17 protein-coding genes are annotated in these 17,704 nt (G+C 56.7%); 12 read left to right on the top strand and 5 right to left on the bottom strand.

Annotated elements, in window-relative coordinates; all coding sequences use genetic code 11:
- Positions 1–24: 24 nt before the first annotated feature.
- From HMPREF1631_RS02360 to fumC, 3 genes are all read right to left on the bottom strand, one after another.
- The gene (locus tag HMPREF1631_RS02360) at positions 25–1,440 is read right to left on the bottom strand and encodes an NAD(P)/FAD-dependent oxidoreductase (RefSeq protein WP_052046969.1); all 1,416 of its coding nucleotides are present in this window, start codon (positions 1,438–1,440) and stop codon (positions 25–27) included.
- Between the two features lie 116 nt (positions 1,441–1,556).
- Complete coding sequence (locus HMPREF1631_RS02355) at positions 1,557–2,087, bottom strand: phosphoribosyltransferase (protein WP_232215399.1); 531 nt, start codon at positions 2,085–2,087, stop codon at positions 1,557–1,559.
- Positions 2,088–2,172: 85 nt separating this feature from the next.
- Positions 2,173–3,582 carry a class II fumarate hydratase gene (gene fumC / locus HMPREF1631_RS02350; RefSeq protein ID WP_034231932.1) on the bottom strand — a complete coding sequence of 470 codons (1,410 nt, stop codon included), beginning with the start codon at positions 3,580–3,582 and terminating at the stop codon, positions 2,173–2,175.
- Between the two features lie 309 nt (positions 3,583–3,891).
- On the opposite strand from fumC, the gene brnQ reads away from it, so the two are divergent.
- From brnQ to HMPREF1631_RS02315, 6 genes are all read left to right on the top strand, one after another.
- Entirely contained in the window at positions 3,892–5,193 is a 1,302-nt protein-coding gene (gene brnQ, locus HMPREF1631_RS02345) for a branched-chain amino acid transport system II carrier protein (protein ID WP_034231929.1), read from the top strand.
- A gap of 388 nt (positions 5,194–5,581) precedes the next feature.
- Positions 5,582–6,970: an amino acid permease gene (locus HMPREF1631_RS02340; protein WP_084707346.1), complete on the top strand. Its 1,389-nt coding sequence runs from the start codon at positions 5,582–5,584 to the stop codon at positions 6,968–6,970.
- 126 nt (positions 6,971–7,096) lie between these two features.
- The gene (locus HMPREF1631_RS02335) at positions 7,097–8,527 is read left to right on the top strand and encodes a sodium:alanine symporter family protein (RefSeq protein WP_034231926.1); all 1,431 of its coding nucleotides are present in this window, start codon (positions 7,097–7,099) and stop codon (positions 8,525–8,527) included.
- A gap of 260 nt (positions 8,528–8,787) precedes the next feature.
- Positions 8,788–10,368 (top strand): aspartate:alanine exchanger family transporter, encoded by a 1,581-nt coding sequence (locus HMPREF1631_RS02325; RefSeq protein ID WP_232215398.1) that lies wholly within the window; start codon positions 8,788–8,790, stop codon positions 10,366–10,368.
- A gap of 250 nt (positions 10,369–10,618) precedes the next feature.
- Entirely contained in the window at positions 10,619–10,900 is a 282-nt protein-coding gene (locus HMPREF1631_RS02320; RefSeq protein ID WP_034231920.1) for an HU family DNA-binding protein, read from the top strand.
- Between the two features lie 139 nt (positions 10,901–11,039).
- Positions 11,040–11,366, top strand: coding sequence for a DUF3039 domain-containing protein (locus tag HMPREF1631_RS02315; RefSeq protein WP_034231917.1), 327 nt, complete (start codon positions 11,040–11,042; stop codon positions 11,364–11,366).
- An 87-nt stretch (positions 11,367–11,453) separates the two neighbouring features.
- Here HMPREF1631_RS02315 and HMPREF1631_RS02310 read toward each other — a convergent pair whose 3' ends face one another.
- Positions 11,454–12,818, bottom strand: a complete 1,365-nt coding sequence (locus HMPREF1631_RS02310) for a nicotinate phosphoribosyltransferase (RefSeq protein WP_084707330.1) — start codon at positions 12,816–12,818, stop codon at positions 11,454–11,456.
- A gap of 122 nt (positions 12,819–12,940) precedes the next feature.
- Between HMPREF1631_RS02310 and clpS the strand changes: the two genes are divergently transcribed.
- Genes clpS through rdgB form a run of 6 tightly spaced genes read left to right on the top strand, consistent with a single transcriptional unit; the run spans position 12,941 to position 17,064 of the window.
- Positions 12,941–13,276: an ATP-dependent Clp protease adapter ClpS gene (gene clpS, locus HMPREF1631_RS02305; RefSeq protein ID WP_052046968.1), complete on the top strand. Its 336-nt coding sequence runs from the start codon at positions 12,941–12,943 to the stop codon at positions 13,274–13,276.
- Positions 13,277–13,288: 12 nt separating this feature from the next.
- Positions 13,289–14,008: a DUF2017 family protein gene (locus tag HMPREF1631_RS06755; protein WP_052046967.1), complete on the top strand. Its 720-nt coding sequence runs from the start codon at positions 13,289–13,291 to the stop codon at positions 14,006–14,008.
- Positions 14,009–14,018: 10 nt separating this feature from the next.
- Positions 14,019–14,825, top strand: coding sequence for a glutamate racemase (murI, locus tag HMPREF1631_RS02295; RefSeq protein ID WP_052046966.1), 807 nt, complete (start codon positions 14,019–14,021; stop codon positions 14,823–14,825).
- 37 nt (positions 14,826–14,862) lie between these two features.
- On the top strand, positions 14,863–15,660 hold the full coding sequence (locus HMPREF1631_RS02290; protein WP_034231912.1) for an MBL fold metallo-hydrolase: 798 nt from the start codon (positions 14,863–14,865) through the stop codon (positions 15,658–15,660).
- Positions 15,661–15,679: 19 nt separating this feature from the next.
- Positions 15,680–16,438, top strand: a complete 759-nt coding sequence (rph, locus tag HMPREF1631_RS02285) for a ribonuclease PH (protein ID WP_034231910.1) — start codon at positions 15,680–15,682, stop codon at positions 16,436–16,438.
- A complete protein-coding gene (rdgB, locus tag HMPREF1631_RS02280) occupies positions 16,435–17,064 on the top strand; it encodes an RdgB/HAM1 family non-canonical purine NTP pyrophosphatase (protein WP_034231907.1) in 630 nt (209 codons plus the stop codon). Before rph ends, rdgB begins: the two co-directional genes overlap by 4 nt.
- Here rdgB and HMPREF1631_RS02275 read toward each other — a convergent pair.
- Positions 17,048–17,590, bottom strand: a complete 543-nt coding sequence (locus tag HMPREF1631_RS02275) for a DUF4916 domain-containing protein (RefSeq protein ID WP_034231905.1) — start codon at positions 17,588–17,590, stop codon at positions 17,048–17,050. The two genes, rdgB and HMPREF1631_RS02275, sit on opposite strands and share 17 nt — an antisense overlap.
- Positions 17,591–17,704: the final 114 nt, after the last annotated feature.

Genomic DNA, 17,704 nt, shown 5'->3' with positions numbered 1-17,704 from the left:
CTTTTAATCCCTTAAGGAACACCCCTATTTCCCGTTCTTTTTGGTTTCGCTTTCCGTTTTCCCTGCGCCCGGCGAAACGGGTTTTTCCGCTTCCAGCTCCCCGCCGACCAGTTTTCCGGAGGAATGTGCCCCGAGCTGTTCAAGAGCCAGTCTGCCCACGAGCTGCTGGTTTGTGGTGGTTCGTTCGGAACGCGCGCTGCTGACAAAGGAGATAAACCAGCTCACGAGGGTGCCTATCTGGTTTTTGAATCCGACTATATACAGCAGATGCAGGAAACACCACGCCGCCCAGGCGGGGAAGCCGGTAAACTTCAGTTTTCCTATTTTTACCACGGCCTTAAACCGGGCAATGGTGGCCATTGAGCCTTTGTCGCGGTACCTGAATTTTTCTTTCTGCCCTTCACGCGCGGATTTGCCTGCCATTCGGGCTTTTATTATCCGTGCCGCAAATTTGGCGGACTGGATTGCGCCCTGGGCCACGCCCGGCACGCCCGGCACACTCATCATGTCGCCGAGCACGAAAATTTCGGGATGGTCTTTCACGGTAAGATCTTCCCCCACGATCACTCTTCCCGCGCGGTCCAGCTGCGCGCCTGTCTGTGCGGCGATAATTTTCCCCAGTTCGCTTGCCTGCACGCCCGCTGCCCAGACTTTGCAGCAGGAGGCTATCCGAGTTACGGTGCCGTCTTTTTTCTTCAGTGTCAGATGGTCTTTGTCCAGGTCGGTTACGAAAGCGTCCATTATTGTTTCCACGCCCAGTTTTTCCAGTTCCCTGCGCGTTTTTTGCCCCAGTTTTTCCCCGAACGCCGGAAGCGGGTAGGGGGCGCCGTCGATGAGGATCACGCGGGCCCGGCACGGATCTATTTTTCTGAATTCGTGCCGCAGCGTATGTGTTGCCAGCTCGCGGATCTGGCCGGCCATTTCCACGCCTGTCGGGCCTGCTCCCACAACGGCAAAAGTGAGCAGTTTCTGCTTTTCTTCCGGATCCGTTTCGTTTTCCGCTTTTTCAAACGCGTTAAAAATTCTGGCGCGCAGCTCAAGTGCGTCGTCAATCGTTTTCATGCCGGGAGCGAAGACGGCAAACCGGTCGTTTCCGAAGTATGACTGTCCGGCGCCCGCGGCGAGAATTAAAATATCGTACGGCGTTTCGTAATTTGTGTTGTGGTTGCGCCAAAGAACCCTGCGCCCGGCGACGTCGATATCTTCCACCAGGCCGAGCTGGACTTCCACGTTTTTCTGCCGTTTTAGGATTTCCCTGGTGCTCGGTGCGATTTCCCCTTCGGACAGAATTCCCGTGGCCACCTGATACAGCAGGGGTTGGAACAGGTGGTGCCCCGTCTTTGCGATCAGTGTTATGTCCGCTTTCGTTTTGCGTAGTTCCTGTGCGGCTTTCAGGCCCGCAAATCCCGATCCGACGATTACTACGTGTGTCCCGGCCATCTCGCCCTTTCTCCCTCTTATTTACGCAACATTGATGTTACCAAAATAGCCGGGGGAGATAAATAGAGCGAATCAAGTTATTTAAAATTTTAAGCAAAACCACATCCGGCAGGGGATTAGGCGCCCGTTTTTGACGGACTGCCAACCGGGGGAAGAGTGCTCCAGGGGAAGTTAATCCATTTGTCCGTTTTTCTCCACACGTAATCCGGTGTGATCACGGAGCGGCTTTTGCGGTAAATCGTGGCACATCTGACTTCGGCCGCATGAAGGGAATTCCGCTGCCCGGAATGTGCCCTGCCCGGCGTGCTTATCAGATCCGTCACAAGTTTCAGTGTTTTTCCGGAATCCGCCACGTCGTCCGCCACGAGCACTTTTTTCCCCGCGAGGCAGGCCATATCCATTAGGGGCGGAATCAGGACGGGGGAGCTGAGCGTTTGGGCAATATCGGTATAAAATTCGACGTTTACCGCGCCGACGGCCTTTACGCCCAAAGCATAGGCGATACTGCCGCCCGGCAGCAGACCTCCTCTGGCAACTGCCAGAACCAAATCCGGCATCCAGCCGGAATCGTAGATCATTTGGGCCAGGGATCGGGTTGCGATGCCGAAATCCTGCCATGTCAGTACTTCGCGTTCACGGCTGTTCATAAAGTCAAGCATAGTATAGTGCCGCGGGAAAAAGTAAAACGCGGGCGGGGATATCCCCGCCCGCGGTGTCTGCCGGTTTACCGGATTATTCTTCTGCCGCACTGGGATGCGTCATGTCGGCGGGAACAACCCATGCCGCAAATTCTTCGTCGGTCACATATCCCAGCTCCAAAGCCGATTCGCGCAGGGAAATCCCCTTCCGGTGCGCGTTCTTGGCAATCTTGGAAGCTTTGTCGTATCCGATATGCCTGTTCAGTGCCGTCACCTGCATCAGGTTTGTTTCCAGGTTGGCTTTGATCTTCTCGTAATTGGGGGCAATTCCGTAGGCGCAGTGCGTATCGAAGGACACGCAGGTGTCGCCCAGCAGTTTGATGGACTCCAGCACGCACCATGCCATAACCGGTTTAAACACGTTCAGCTGGAAGTTGCCCTGGGAACCGGCAAAACCCACGGTGGCGTCGTTGCCAAATACCTTGGTGGCAACCATCGTCATTGCCTCGCACTGCGTCGGGTTCACCTTCCCCGGCATGATTGAGGAACCGGGCTCGTTCTCCGGGATAAGCAGCTCCCCGATACCGTTGCGCGGGCCGGAGGCATACCAGCGCACATCGTTGGCAATCTTCATCAGTGCGTCGGCAAGAACGCGCAGCGCGCCGGAAACCAGAACGAGTGCGTCGTGCGCGCCGAGAGCCGCAAACAGATTGTCTGCCTGCTTAAATTCCATGCCCGTTTCCGTAGAAATTTTTTCCGCGCACAGTTTGCCGAATTTGGGATGCGCATTCAGTCCCGTTCCCACGGCCGTGCCGCCGATTGCCAGCTCTCTTGCCCGGGAGTCGGCGTAACGTATTGCCTCAAGGGCAAAGTCGATTTGCGCAACCCAGCCGGAAATTACCTGTCCGAGACGGATCGGGGTGGCATCCTGCAGATGCGTCCTGCCCACCATGATTACGCCGTCGAATTCGGCGGCCTTCTTCGCCAGTGTGTTGCGCAGCTGCTCCACGCGCGGATACATATTCGCCAGTTCGCTCACCACCGCAATATGCATGGCGGTGGGGAAGGTGTCGTTTGACGACTGCCCGCGGTTTACGTGGTCGTTCGGGTGAACCGGGGTTTTTGTGCCCGGCGTTCCTCCCGCCAGTTCAATCGCACGGTTTGAAATAACCTCGTTGGCGTTCATATTTGACTGGGTGCCGGAGCCCGTTTGGAATACGACGAGCGGGAAATGCCCGTCCAGTTTGCCGGCAATAACCTCGTCTGCCGCTTTTGCGATCAGATCGGCAATGCCGCCCGGCAGTTCGCCCAATTCGGCGTTTGCCAGTGCCGCGGATTTCTTCAGAATTCCCAGAGCGCGAATCATCGGACGGTTCCAGACAAAGGTGGGACGGCCGATATCGAAATTGTGCAGGGAGCGTTCTGTCTGCGCGCCCCAGTAACGGTCGGAGGCAACCTCGACGTTGCCCATAGAGTCAGATTCAATACGAGTGCTTTCTGCCACGCTAACTCCTCCAAATGAAATAGTGCGGAAATGAATACCTACTCTCCGATTCTACCGCGCAGAAGCCCAAACGGACCGGGAAAAACGTCCGGAACCGAAAAAAACGAAAGCCCGTTTTCACCCGCCGCCGGCCTTTCCGCCGTCTCACAATTTGGAAACATTGCAGGGCCTTTCGGATTTCATGCTTGAATTTATCTACCTTTCTTCGTGGCACTATCGTACCAAAAGGTGAGATGCGAAGAACGGTTGCGGCGTCTCTGACGTAAAAATTTTATGAAGGAAACCTGCCGTCAAGTGAAAGGAAAGAGAATGAAGGGAATACTGGTAACCGGGTTTGCGTTGTTTGCAATGTTTTTTGGCGCAGGCAACCTGATTCTCCCGGCAATGCTCGGTGTAAATGCCGGCGGCTCCGCGTGGGTTGCCATTTTGGGATTTTTGGCCACAGGGGTGCTGCTTCCCGTTGCGGGAATGGTGGCAATGGCAACGCAGCGTAAAGGCGAGAAACTGTTTGCGAACCGAATCGGCTCGGGTCTGGGATGGACGCTTACCCTTCTTATTTTCCTTTCCACGGGTATGCTCTACGCAATTCCGCGAATCGCGGCAGTCAGCTTTGAAATGGCGGTTGCCCCGCTCACGGGACCGAGCTCAACGGCTTTGATCACCTACACAATCATATTCTTTGCGGCGGCTGCGGCCGTGGTGCTTCGTCCCTCGCGTCTGATCGAGGTTGTGGGCGGCTGGCTGACCCCCGTGCTGCTGGTGCTGCTGGTAATGCTGATCGTCGGCTCCTTTACCCTTGATCCTCAGGGGCATACGGCGACCGGTGCCTATGCGGGCAATGCGTTTGCCGCCGGTGTGGTTGAAGGATACTTCACGATGGACGCAATTGCCGCCCTCGTCTTTGGTACCGTGATCACGATGTCTCTGGCACAGCGCGGATTCCACGGAAAGCAGAACATGAAGGCAACCGCTATGGCGGGTGTGATCGCAGGTCTGCTGCTGGCGCTGGTGTATCTGGGCCTGGTTCAGGTCGGTCAGGTTGGCAGCGGAAGCAACGGTGCCGCCGTGATAGCCGGAATAGCAACTGCGGTATTTGGCCGCGGCGGTCAGGTTGTGTTTGGTCTTATTGCCGTGCTGGCCTGCTTCACCACCAGCGTCGGTCTGCTCAGCGCCTCCACCGATTACTTCAATAAGCTCGTTCCTAGTGTAGACCGCAGACTGTGGCTGGCAATCCATCTGATCGTGGCCCTGCCGCTGTCGAATCTTGGCCTGGAGCGGATCCTGCAGGTTGTGGCGCCGCTGAACCAGCTGCTTTACCCGGTTACGATCGTTTTGATCCTCGCGGCGCTGCTGGATGCGGTTGTTCCGACGCGGTTCTTCTGGGCATACCGTCTTCCGGCGTGGACCGCGGCAGTCATCTCGGTGCCCGTGGCTCTGGTCTCCACAGGTGCGGCGGTGTTTGCTCCGGTGAATAACTATCTGTCGATGCTCCCCCTCGGTGCGGAAATGATGCCCTGGGTGGTACCGTCTCTGGTGATGTTTGTGGTCGGATATCTGGCCGACGCATTCGTCGTCAAAGCCGATACCGTGGTGGCTGAATACGCTTACTGATATCTTTTGCCGGCACCGAAACGGGCGAGGCACGTTTCGCGGCTTCCAGTCTGTGCGGCGGCACTTTCTTCGGAAAGTGCCGCCGCATTTGTTATGTGAAAATATATACATATATTCGTATTAAAAGTATTGTGACAGTCACAGTTTCCCGAGATAAATCCGGTATGTGAACATTATTTTGACAAGATATAGATTGTATTAAACTGGCAGCGGCTGCCGAAGGCGGCCTAAGACAGTTTATGTTCCTACGATTTTAATCTGGAGGTGTATCGTGACCGAAAACCAAGACGTACGTCTGAACAGCGACCATCAGGGGAGCGGCATTAAGCCGACCGGCGACCATCAGGGAGGCGGCCTGAAGCGTTCGCTGCGTTCGCGCCACCTCAACATGATTGCAATCGGGGGAGCGATCGGCACCGGCCTGTTCGTTGCTTCGGGAGCGACTATTTCGCAGGCGGGCCCCGGCGGCGCGCTGCTGGCGTATGTCCTCATCGGCTTTATGGTTTACTTTTTAATGCAGTCTCTGGGGGAGATGGCCACGTTTTTGCCGGTCTCGGGTTCCTTTGAGGAATACGGCACGCGTTTCGTCAGTCCTTCTTTCGGTTTCGCAACAGGATGGAATTATTGGTACAACTGGGCGATTACCGTTGCCGCGGAGCTGGTTGCCGCGGCTATTGTGATGCAGTTTTGGTTTCCGAACGTGCCGGGATGGATTTGGTCATTATCCTTCCTGGCAATTCTTTTTCTGATTAACGCATTCTCCGTGCGTTCTTTCGGCGAAGGGGAATTTTGGTTTGCGGGAATCAAAGTTGTGACAGTTTTGGTCTTCCTTGCCCTGGGTCTGCTGATGATCGTCGGAATTATGGGAGGCACGTCTCCCGGATTCCAAAACTGGGTAAAAGGGGATGCTCCGTTCGTGAACGGGGGAACCGGGATTCTGGCAGTGTTTATGATTGCGGGATTCTCCTTCCAGGGAACGGAAATGCTGGGTATTGCGGCAGGTGAGGCGGAAGATCCGCGCACGGCCGTTCCCCGTGCCACCCGTTCCGTGTTCTGGCGGATTCTTATCTTCTATATCGGGGCAATTGCCGTTGTGGGCTTTCTGGTGCCCTACACGGATTCGGCGCTGCTGAATCCGAACGGGGATATTACGCTCAGTCCTTTCACGCTCGTTTTTGACCGTGCGGGTATTGCGGCGGCGGCCTCGATTATGAATACGGTGATTCTCACCTCCGTTCTCTCGGCGGGCAATTCGGGTCTGTATGTATCGACGCGTATGCTGTATGCTCTGGCGACGCGCGGCCACGCGCCGAGAATGTTTGCCCGTACCACGCGCCGTGGGATCCCGATGCCGGCCCTGCTTGCCACTACCGCCGTGGGGGCCCTCGGTTTCTTCCTCTCGCTTTTGGGCAACGGCGTTGCCTATACGTGGCTGGTCAATGCCTCGGGTCTGGCGGGATTCATCACCTGGGTCTGCATTGCCTGGTGTCATCTGAAATTCCGCCGCGCGTATTTGGCGCAGGGCAACGATGTGAAGGATTTGCCCTATGCCGATAAATTCTATCCGTTTGGCCCGATTATCGCTCTGATAATGTGCGTGATTGTGATTTTCGGGCAGAACTATGAGGCATTGATCGGAAACGGCGATTTCCTCGGGCTGCTTTCCAGCTATATCGGCATTCCGCTGTTCCTGGTGCTGTGGGTGGGCCATAAAGCGGTCACCAAATCTCACGGAGTGACATTGTTAACAGCCGATTTGAAGCAATCGGGCGAATAAAGCGCATATTAAAGATGACTTTTCGCAACGGTCACGCTATTATAATATAGCGTGACCGTTCTTTTAATGTTTCTTTACTTTTAGGAATGTTTGGTTACTCTGATTATTTGGGGATAGGAGTCTGATATGGAGGCAATTACAGCAGGTCTGGATAGTTTTAACGGATATATCTACCAGTTTGTTTTGATTCCGTTGTTACTGATTGCCGGATTTTATTTTACTTTCCGCTCCAGGGGAATGCAGTTCCGTCTGTTTAAAAAGATGCTGAAGGAAGTTTCCGTTTCCCGGGCGGCGGAAAAAGGCCAGATTTCCTCATTTCAGGCATTTGCCATGGGATTGGCGGCACGTGTGGGCACGGGAAACATCGCGGGTGTTGCGATTGCAATCACGCTGGGCGGACCGGGAGCGGTATTCTGGATGTGGCTGGTGGCGCTGCTGGGAATGTCTACCGCTTTCATCGAGGCGACTTTGGCGCAGCTGTTTAAAATGCCCTGGCACGACGGCACATTCCGCGGCGGACCGGCATTCTATATCTGGAAGGGTCTTAAATCGTGGCGCTGGGGTGCCGCGTTTGCCGTAGCTTTACTTTTTACTTACGGTGTGGCCTTTGAGTTCGTACAGGCCAATACGATTGCCGACACGCTGCACGGATCCTACGGAGTCCAACCCTGGCTCTCCGGTGCGGTTGTTGCCGTGCTGACCGCTTTGGTGGTGTTTGGCGGGATCAGAAAAGTAGCGAAGGTAACGGAGATCATGGTTCCGGTTATGGCGCTGTGCTATCTGGCGCTGGCGGTGCTGATCATTGTTCTTAATTACGACAAAATCGGATTCGTATTCAGGGAAATTGTGCAGTCGGCATTCGGGCTGAACGAGGCCTTTGCCGGTACGGCGGGCGGGATTATGGCCGCCGTAATGAACGGTGTAAAACGCGGACTGTATTCGAACGAAGCGGGAATGGGCTCGGCACCGAACGCCGCTTCCACGGCTACCACGATTCACCCCGCACGTCAGGGTCTGATCCAGTCGATGGGCGTATTCGTGGATACGATTCTGGTCTGCTCCGCAACGGCATTTATTGTTCTGGTCTCGGGCATTTACCAACCCGGGCAGGAAATCGAGGGAGCCACGCTGACTACGCAGTCCGCCGTTGCCTCTCTGGGCACGTGGGTGCAGCCGGTGATGACCGTACTGATCCTGGTGTTCTGCTTCTCCACGCTGATCGGAAATTACGCTTATGCCGAAGTAAACATGGATTATCTCTTCCCGAAATCGGCAGCGGGCACCCGCGCGGTGCAGCTGGCCGTGGTCGCCTCGGCTTTTGTGGGAGCCGTGGCGAAACTGAACTTCGTGTGGGTACTGGCCGATACGTCGATGTTCTTCATGGCCGTTATCAACCTGGTGGCAATTATGCTCCTTGGATCCTGGGCATTCGGAGTGCTGAAAGACTATGAGAACGGGAAAGGGCAGACGGCATTTGTCTCGGTAGACAACAGATATCTTGCGCGGGAGATCAAAGAAACCATCTGGACCAAAGAAACAGCCGGCCGGGCACACTGACGCAGGCCGCATAAATGGGGGTATTTCGGGGGAAATACCCCCATTTTACCGGGCAGTGCGCGAAAGGTCTTCTTTCGCGCACTGCCCGTTTCGTGTGAACTTCGCGTAATTTCGCCAAAAGTCCGGCTTTGGTTTCTTAATTTTTTTCTCTGCCGTTAGGCTGGAAATACGGATAACCCGTTTTGGTCTCTGTTTTGCGCTTTCGGCGCGGATGCGCGATGCGAAGCGGGGATTCATTACTGTGACACGAAAGGCTTTCAGTGATTAATCTGCTCACGTCCACGCCGCTTTTGACGGTCTTTTTGGTGGTTGCCCTGGGAACCATGCTGGGAATGATTCCCTTTGGTCCGATTCGCCTGGGAGCGGCCGGCGCGCTGTTCGTCGGCCTGGTGATCGGCAACGCCGTTCCCGAGATGGGCGGACATCTGGCCCTGATTCAGTCTCTCGGACTGGCGCTGTTTGTGTATACGGTCGGGCTTTCGGCCGGGCAGACGTTCTTCCGTGATCTGCGCCGGCAGGCGGGAATGATGGGCGCGGTGGTTCTGATTCTGTTTGCGGTCGGCGCGGTTTCTCTCGGAGTCGGAAAGATTTTGGGCCTGAAAGCCGATCTGACGGCCGGTGTCTATGCCGGATCTTTGACCACGACGCCCGCGTTGGCGGCGGCCACGGATGCGGCCCGCGGCTCCGGAGGTCCCGGCGTGGGGTATTCCCTTGGATATCCGGTGGGTGTAATTGCGGCAATTTTGCTTGTTTCCGCGATAGTCTCGCGCTCGTGGAAAGGTGCAAACGACGTTCCTTCCCTTGCGGGGCGTTCGCTTTATGCGGGGACGGCAAAAGTTGCCAAAAATATGTTTGTGCGCGATGTTCCGGGGTGGAAAGAGCAGAATTTCCGCATTTCCTATCTGAAGCGCAACGGCAATACGCGTGTCTTTGTGCCGGGGGAAGAACTGCTGGCCGGAGACCAGGTTGTGGTGGTCGGAATGCGTGGGGACGTAAAAGCGGCCATTAACTTTATCGGCGAAAAGGTTTCCCGTCATTTGGCCGACGACCGGGCACACGTGGATTTTCGGCAGTTTGTGGTATCGAGCAAAACTCTGGCGGGGCAGACCGTGGCCGCGCTGAATATGACGGGAAAGTTCGGCGCGGTGGTGACGCGGATTCACCGCGGGGATTTGGAACTGCTGGCAACCGACGATTCCACAATCGAAATCGGTGACCGCCTGATGGTTGCCTATCCCCGGGCGGAATATAACAGAATCGAGAATTTCCTGGGAAATTCGGAGCAGAAAATTTCGCAGATCGACGCAATCTCAATGGGCGTGGGGATGGCGTTGGGGCTGCTGCTCGGTCTGGTAAAAATTTCTCTGGGCGCGGGCGCCACTTTCAGTCTGGGAGCCGCTGCCGGGCCGCTGGTTGTGGGAATGATTTTGGGTGCGCTGCAAAAAACGGGCCCCTTCCTGTGGCAGATGCCGCAGGCCGCCAATCAGACCATCCGTCAGCTGGGACTGATTCTGTTTCTGGCTGCGGTGGGAATTTCCTCCGGGCCGGATTTCATGAAAACGGCATTTACCGGAATCGGTCTGAAAGCGGGCGCGGTGGCTGTGGCCGTGGCTTTCGGCGTGCTCGGGCTGACAATTGCGGCAGGGGCACTGCTCGGAGTATCCGCCCAGCGGACGGCGGGGATTATGGCCGGGATGCTCGGCCAGCCGGCGATTCTTGCTTTTGCGATGGGGCGCGAAAACGACGAACGTATCGAGCAGGGGTATGCCGCCGTGTTTGCTCTGGGGATCATTGTAAAAATTATTGTTGCGACTTTGATCGTGGTTTTGTTTGCCGGCTGACCAAATTGTTTTTCTGTGCCCCGGCAGAGACAAAATTTTCGGTGCGCCGAAGAGTCTGCGCAGGTAAAACACAGATTTCTGTCCGGAATTTTGCAAAAACTGTGACAGATGTGAACCGTGCGCACCGAAAAACGTGGTATATTGCGCAACACGCGCCAAGACTACCTTTTTTGTTGATTTTCCGCTAAATTCGTCTTTAGTGGTTCTCAGGAACCCGAATACATATCCGATTTATTTTGAGAGGAAACAAATGGCCCTCAACCGTACCGAACTTATTGCAAAGATTGCCGATGTGGCCGGTATTACCAAGACAGACGCAGACAAGGCCGTTGCCGCTTTGCAGTCCGTGCTCGTAGAATCCCTGACCCGGGGCGAAGCCGTGAAGATTACGGGACTGATGTCTGTGGAACGTACCGAACGTGCCGCGCGCAAGGGACGCAATCCGCGCACCGGTGAAGAAATTGAGATTCCCGCCGGCTTCGGCGTGAAAATTTCTGCCGGTTCCACTCTGAAGAAGGCTGTGGCTAAGTAAGAGCTTCGCATACGGATAGAGAGCTCCCTTTCGGGGCTCTCTATTTGTTTCCCCGCGTCTGTGCCGTTTCGCCGGCGCTGCGGATCTTTGCCGGCGGACGGAATAAAAAACGGCGTGCCCGTTGTGGTAGTCTGACGCTATGAGTATTTCTGAAGTGTGGGTATCGGATGATCCCGCCGGTTCTGCCGGCGGCGAACCGCTGCAGGGCGGGCAGATTGATGTTTTGGAGCGCACCGAAGAGGAAAAAGCACCGGGCGACAGCGAGCGTTTTGCCCATTATGTGCGTAAAGAACGGATTACCGAATCGGTTGTCGAAGGCGGGCCCGTGGTGGCGCTGTGCGGCAAAGTATGGACACCTACGCGCAATCCCGACAGATTCCCGATCTGCCCCACGTGCAGGGAAATTTACCGGAATATGGGCGGATCGGACACCTGGCCTTTCGGCCCGAACAGACCCGCAGACTGACCTGCGGAAAATGGGATATACGGAACGGAAAAACAAAAAGTGTGCGGGAGACGCCCGCACACTTTTTGTATATGTCGGGGCGGGGAATTATTCTCCGCCGCTCTCTTCGCAGATGTCTTTCAAAACAGTGGGGATGGCCGGGTCTCCCTCCGAGAGCCTCCATGCCGGGTAGGGCAGTGCCGCGCGTGAATCTCTGTGCAGCCGGGCAGCACGGGAAAGAGATTCGGGAGCGGTGTATTCGGGATTGATTTTCCCTCCGGCGACCAATTCGACCTGCAGCGGACGCGCATTGCGGGCTTTCAGATATGCAAGGCCCGCTTCGCGGTTCGGTGCGGCCACAATCAGTTCCTCTGCCGCTTTTCCGTTTTCACCGTACGTCCGCCCGGCAACCTTCAGTCCGCCGTGGGTGGCCTTCGATACCGATTTTTTGGCCACTTCGCGCATAATTCCCGCCGAGTCTTCCCGTGAAACCAGTTTGTATACCATCTGGGCGGTCGGCTGCCCCGAACCCGTCACAACGCGGGTACCCACGCCGTAAGAGTCGACCGGGGCGGCGTTTAAGGCCGCGATCGAATACTCGTCCAAATCCGAAGTGACGGTAATTTTCGTCTCCGTTGCCCCCAGGCTGTCCAGCTGTTCGCGGACCTGAAAGGCCTGTGCCACCAAATCGCCGGAATCAAGACGGACCGCGCCGAGGCTGCCGCCTGCCTCCTTCGCCGCCCGGACGGCGTTTTCCACGCCTTTGCGCACGTCGTAGGTGTCTACCAGCAGCGTGGTTCCCGTGCCCATGGTTTTGATCTGGGCGGCAAATGCCTCCGGTTCGCTCTCGTGAAGCAGAGTGAAAGAATGTGCCGCCGTGCCGATTGCCCGGATACCGTAGCGCCGGCACGCCTCCAGATTTGATGTGCCCGCGAATCCGCCGATCACGCAGGCGCGGGCCGCGGCAACCGCCGCCTCTTCGTGGATCCGCCGCGCACCCATATCAAGGCAGGGGCGTTCGTGTGCGGCAATCGTGATCCGCGAGGCGGCTGTGGCCACCGCCGAATCGTAATTGAGAATTGAGAGCAAAATGGTTTCCAGAACCACACATTCGGCAAACGTGCCGCTGACGGTAAGAAGGGGAGAATTCGGGAAATAACATTCGCCTTCCGGGTATCCCCAGATATCGCCCGAAAAACGGAAATTTTCCAGCCACCGCAGCGTCTCTTCCCCCACCGTGTGGGCGGCGCGCAGGTAGTCGATTTCTTCGCGTCCGAAACGGAAATCTTCCACGGCCCGCAGCGCGCGTGCCGTCCCCGCTACCACGCCGTAGCGGCGCCGGCCCGGAAGCGAGCGGGCAAAAAGTTCAAATACGGATCTGCGCCGGGCATATCCTGAATGAAGAGCCGATTCGATCATCGTCAGTTCGTACATGTCGGTCATTAAAGCAGTTGAATGTCTGATAGTGTTCATACGTACAACGATACCGCGGCAAAGATAGGCATCTCACGAAAGAGAACTATTTAACTAAAATAATTCGGCGTAAAATCGTAGTATTGGTACAGGCAGAGGAAGAACACCGAAGGGGAGGCGAAATGTGCGGAACAGACGATAACTCCTGTCCGGTAAAACATGTGGATCCGGCTGCGGCACAGCATTCGGTTCCCTGCACGCACGCGCCTGTCTGGCAGACGGTTGTGCATAACGACCCAATCAACCTGATGGCATATGTGCAGTGGATCTTCGAATCCTATTTTGGCATGGACACGCGTGTGGCGCGCGAAAAAATGCTGCAGGTGCACAATAACGGGCGGGCGGTTGTGGCAAGCGGCGGGCGCGAACAGATGGAAAAGCACGCCCAGGCAATGCACTGCTACGGTTTGTGGGCAACGATTGAGCCCCGGGCCGCGGAATCGGACCGGCAGCGCTAGGGTGATTTGTTCATGATAGGTTTTCGTATTGCCCGCGGGGGGTTTGTCGGCGGTATTGCCGGGGACGAACGGGAGCTGGTGGCCGGTCTGGCCCGCGACGTCGTCTATATGCTCGGCTCGGACATTGAATATGAGATTGCGCGCAGAGACCGGGAAGAAAGCGGCGACGGGGATTATTTTGCCGCGCTGGAAGAAGAATTCGTGGGCGTGGAAGAACGCGTGCTGTGCGAAGACGGAGAAGCGGAAAACGATCCGGACGCGCCCGGGGACTGTATTCCCGACGATGCCCTGACCCGTCTGCTGCCCGATATGAGCGAAGATCCGATTTTGGCGGGGGAACTGCGGGAACTGAGCGAAGACTCAATCGTGGCGGAAAAAGTGGCGCATCTGCTCACATTCTACGAGGGTCTGAATCCGTCCGCGGAAGAAAGCGGCGGCGAAAGTCCCGCACCCGAAAAAATTTTTGTGAGTAACGAAGACGCGCCCGCCTGGCTTGCCGCACTCAATGATATACGTCTCGTTCTTGCCTCAAGACTGGGCGTATACGATGAAGAAACAAGCGAGTCCGTCTATACGCGTTCGTCCCTGTTTACTTCCCATTCTCCCGTGGGGCGCGAGGATCTGCCGGAGATCGAAACATCGGAGGATATGCTCGTGGTGCTGTACGGAATGCTTTCCTGGTGGCAGGAGTCACTTGTTACGGCAGTGATAAACAAGCGTCTGCGCGGATAAAGTGGGAAGTATGAACAATAATGCACCGATAGGGATTTTCGACTCCGGTCTGGGAGGTCTTACGGTTGCCCGCGCGATTATCGATCAGCTTCCGTATGAGCCGATAATGTATATCGGAGATACCGCACATTCCCCGTACGGCCCGCTGCCGCTGGCCACCGTCCGTTCGCTGGCAATTGCGGTGATGGACCGGCTGGTTGAGGCCGGCGTGAAAATTCTGGTGATTGCCTGCAATACGGCTTCGGCCGCGGTGCTGCGCGACGCGCGCGAAAGATATGCTGATATTCCCGTTATCGAAGTGATTCAGCCTGCCGTGCGCCGGGCTGTGGCCAGCACAAAAAACCGGAAAGTGGGCGTGATTGCCACACAGGCGACGGTGAATTCGCGGGCGTATGAAGACTCTTTTGCCGCCGCCCCGGATTTGGAGCTGACCGTGCGGGCGTGCCCGCGTTTTGTGGAATTTGTGGAAGCCGGCATAGACAGCGGCCCCGAGCTGCTGCAGGCTGCCGGGGAATACCTAATGCCGCTCAAAAAAGCCGAAATCGACACCCTTGTTTTGGGATGTACACATTATCCGCTGCTCAAGGGCGTGATTTCGTATGTGATGGGCAGCAGCGTAAATCTTGTTTCCTCTTCGGAGGAAACTGCGATAGATGTGTATCGGGAACTGATTTCGCACGGCTTAACCGCCGATTCCGATACTGTTTCGCCGCGCAGGGAATTTTTTACCACAGGCAATGCGAAGGAATTTGAACGCAACGCGCATCGGTTTATCGGTCCGATGATCGGAACCGTGAACCCGATCCGCACGGATTAGCTTTTCGGTTTTGCACGCAGACAGTGGAGGGAAAGATATGAAGCTCACGGTTATCGGCTGTTCGGGGTCCATGTCGGGCAGAAACGGCCCCGCTTCCGGATATCTGCTTCAGGCAGAGGGGGAGGATCCGGCAGGTTTCCGGCGCACTTTTTCCCTCGCGCTGGATTTCGGCCCCGGGGTGATGGGCGGACTGCTCAATTATCTCGATCCGAAAGATCTGGATGCCATCGTGCTTTCCCATCTGCACGCGGACCACTGCGCGGATCTTGTCGGAATGCAGGTTTACCGCCGGTGGTATCCGTATGGAAAACTCAGCCGTATCCCCGTATTTTCACCCGGGGACGGCGCGGATAGGACGCGGAAACTTGCCGATGATCCCGCGGAGGAAACATACGCCGGGGAATTTTGCTTCACGGCTGTAAAGCCCGGTGATGTACGCCGTGTGGGGCCTTTCCGGCTGGAATTTTTTGCCGCTTTCCATACGGTGCCGGCTCTCTGTGTCCGCATTGAGGGTCCCTCTGCCGCGGATTCGGCGCGCACCTGCGTATTTGCCTATACCGGCGATACGGATTACTGCGACTCTGTGGTGAATGCCGCCCTGGATGCCGATTTTCTGCTTAGCGAGGCCGCCTTCGAAGACGGGCGCGATACGGTGCGCGGCGTGCATCTGACGGGTCTGCGGGCGGGAAGTCTGGCAGCTGCGGGAAGAGTGAAGCAGGTTTGCCTGACGCATCTTCAGCCCTGGACAGACCGGGAGCGGACGCTGCGCGACGCGCGGAAGAATTTTTCCGGTCCGGTCTCTTTGGCTTCCCCCGCAGATGTGTATCCGATCTGATTCGCGCTATTGTGTAAATATGACTTTTACGCGAAAAGACGGCCGCGCAACCGATGAACTGCGCAAAATAAAGATTACCCGCAATTTCCTGGAGCAGGGCGAAGGCTCGGTCCTCGTTGAATTCGGCAAAACCAAAGTGCTCTGTGTTGCCTCCTTTACCCCGGGTGTGCCGCGGTGGCGCAAAGACTCCGGGTTGGGCTGGGTGACGGGCGAATACGCAATGCTTCCCCGCGCAACCGATACCCGCTCTCAGCGTGAATCCGTGAAGGGAAAACTCTCCGGGCGGACGCAGGAAATATCGCGTCTCCTGGGGCGCTCGCTGCGGGCGGTGACTGATATGGCCGCTCTGGGGGAAAACACAATTGTGCTGGACTGCGACGTGCTGCAGGCTGACGGAGGTACCCGCACGGCGGCGATAACGGGAGCGTATGTGGCCTTGGCCGATGCCGTGAACCTGGGAATCGGCAGGGGATATATCGCCGCACAGAAAAACACACCCGTGCTCTGCGATTCCGTCAGCGCGGTTTCCGTGGGAATTATCGAGGGCGTGCCCTGTCTTGATCTTCCTTACGAGGAAGATGTGCGGGCGCAGACGGATATGAATGTGGTGATGACGGGCGGCGGAAAATTCGTGGAAATTCAGGGAACCGCCGAACACGCCACTTTCGACCGCGCGGAACTGGATATACTGCTTTCCCTGGCGCGGAAGGGAAACGCCACTCTGGCCCGGATGCAGAAAGAGGCACTGTCTGCCCCTGCCGCGGAAGGCGTACGATGAATCCCGGGCTCGTAATTGCCACACACAACAGGCATAAACTGGATGAAATACGCGATATTCTGGCTGCGCGGATACCGAATTTTGATTCGTCTGCCCTGCGGTGCGCGGCGGACTTCCGGGTTCCCGAACCGGTGGAAGACGGCGCGGATTTCGCGCAAAACGCACTGATTAAAGCCCGTGCGCTGAGCGATGCGCTGGGCGTGCCCGCCCTTGCGGACGATTCGGGTCTGTGCGTGGATATTCTGGGAGGTGCGCCCGGTATTTTTTCCGCCAGATGGTGCGGCGTTCACGGGGATGATGCGGCCAATCTCGCTTTGCTCCTGGCGCAGCTTGCCGACGTGAAACCGCCGCTGCGCGGGGCACATTTTATGTGCACGGCTGTGCTTGCCTTTCCCGGGCGGGAGAGCGTATCGTGCGTGGGAAAACTCTTCGGTACGCTGCGCAGCGCGCCCGCGGGAACAGGCGGATTCGGATATGATCCGATTTTTCAGCCCGAGGGCTGCCGGCACACGCTGGCGGAACTGAGTGCGGAGGAAAAAAACAGAATCTCCCACAGGGCGCAGGCGTTTCGCCGGATGGCACGGATCCTGACGGAGAAACTGCCCCGGCTCAGCGGCCGCAGCTGAGACAGGCAAGCGCACGGCGTAAAATTACGGCCTGTCCCTCGCTCATTTCCGCCTGCAAATCGGGTGCGCCGGCTTCTTCGGGAGTGAACCAGGAAAATCCGACCGCATCCGAGTTTGGCGTGCAGTCTCCCGACATCGGAATGATATATCCCAGGGAAACGGCGTGCTGACGCGGATCAAAGAGTCCTTCCCCCGGGGTGGGAAAGTATTCCCCGACAGTGAAGGGAACAATTCCCGGGGGAAACCGGGGTAAAGCCATCTGCCCCAGTTCCTTGCCGATATGGCGTGCAATGGCGTCTCTGACCGTTTCGTGAAACAGCACTCTGCCGCTGACCAGCGAACGGTGCAGACTGCCTCCGTTCATGCACAGCACCAGCCCCACGGCTTCGGTTCTGCCGCGTTCGTCGAGACGGACGGGAACTACGTCCACATACAGAATCGGTACTTTGTGGCGTACAAATTCAAGTTCCTCCGGCGAAAGCCAGCCTTCCGGCCCGCTGCCGTCAAAAGTGTTTAGCGCATCCATATTTCGATTGTGCCGGTTTTGGGATGCGGATACATTATTGGCCGGTGTTTTCGGCAAATGGTGAACAATCTGCCGAACCCCGCGCCAAATCCGCCGGAAGAAACCGAAATGTGG

The sequence above is a fragment of the Arcanobacterium sp. S3PF19 genome (assembly GCF_000758825.1).
Lineage (GTDB): Bacteria > Actinomycetota > Actinomycetes > Actinomycetales > Actinomycetaceae > Arcanobacterium_A.
This window is presented reverse-complemented; position numbering and strand designations above follow the sequence as displayed.

Excerpts from the sequence above, each read along its gene's own strand:
- HMPREF1631_RS02360 (WP_052046969.1), bottom strand. The coding sequence starts at position 1,440 with ATGGCCGGGACACACGTAGTAATCGTCGGATCGGGATTTGCGGGCCTG.
- HMPREF1631_RS02355 (WP_232215399.1), bottom strand. The coding sequence starts at position 2,087 with ATGAACAGCCGTGAACGCGAAGTACTGACATGGCAGGATTTCGGCATC.
- brnQ (WP_034231929.1), top strand. The coding sequence starts at position 3,892 with ATGAAGGGAATACTGGTAACCGGGTTTGCGTTGTTTGCAATGTTTTTT.
- HMPREF1631_RS02340 (WP_084707346.1), top strand. The coding sequence starts at position 5,582 with ATGATTGCAATCGGGGGAGCGATCGGCACCGGCCTGTTCGTTGCTTCG.
- HMPREF1631_RS02335 (WP_034231926.1), top strand. The coding sequence starts at position 7,097 with ATGGAGGCAATTACAGCAGGTCTGGATAGTTTTAACGGATATATCTAC.
- HMPREF1631_RS02320 (WP_034231920.1), top strand. The coding sequence starts at position 10,619 with ATGGCCCTCAACCGTACCGAACTTATTGCAAAGATTGCCGATGTGGCC.
- HMPREF1631_RS02315 (WP_034231917.1), top strand. The coding sequence starts at position 11,040 with ATGAGTATTTCTGAAGTGTGGGTATCGGATGATCCCGCCGGTTCTGCC.
- HMPREF1631_RS02310 (WP_084707330.1), bottom strand. The coding sequence starts at position 12,818 with ATGAACACTATCAGACATTCAACTGCTTTAATGACCGACATGTACGAA.
- clpS (WP_052046968.1), top strand. The coding sequence starts at position 12,941 with ATGTGCGGAACAGACGATAACTCCTGTCCGGTAAAACATGTGGATCCG.
- HMPREF1631_RS06755 (WP_052046967.1), top strand. The coding sequence starts at position 13,289 with ATGATAGGTTTTCGTATTGCCCGCGGGGGGTTTGTCGGCGGTATTGCC.
- murI (WP_052046966.1), top strand. The coding sequence starts at position 14,019 with ATGAACAATAATGCACCGATAGGGATTTTCGACTCCGGTCTGGGAGGT.
- HMPREF1631_RS02290 (WP_034231912.1), top strand. The coding sequence starts at position 14,863 with ATGAAGCTCACGGTTATCGGCTGTTCGGGGTCCATGTCGGGCAGAAAC.
- rph (WP_034231910.1), top strand. The coding sequence starts at position 15,680 with ATGACTTTTACGCGAAAAGACGGCCGCGCAACCGATGAACTGCGCAAA.
- rdgB (WP_034231907.1), top strand. The coding sequence starts at position 16,435 with ATGAATCCCGGGCTCGTAATTGCCACACACAACAGGCATAAACTGGAT.
- HMPREF1631_RS02275 (WP_034231905.1), bottom strand. The coding sequence starts at position 17,590 with ATGGATGCGCTAAACACTTTTGACGGCAGCGGGCCGGAAGGCTGGCTT.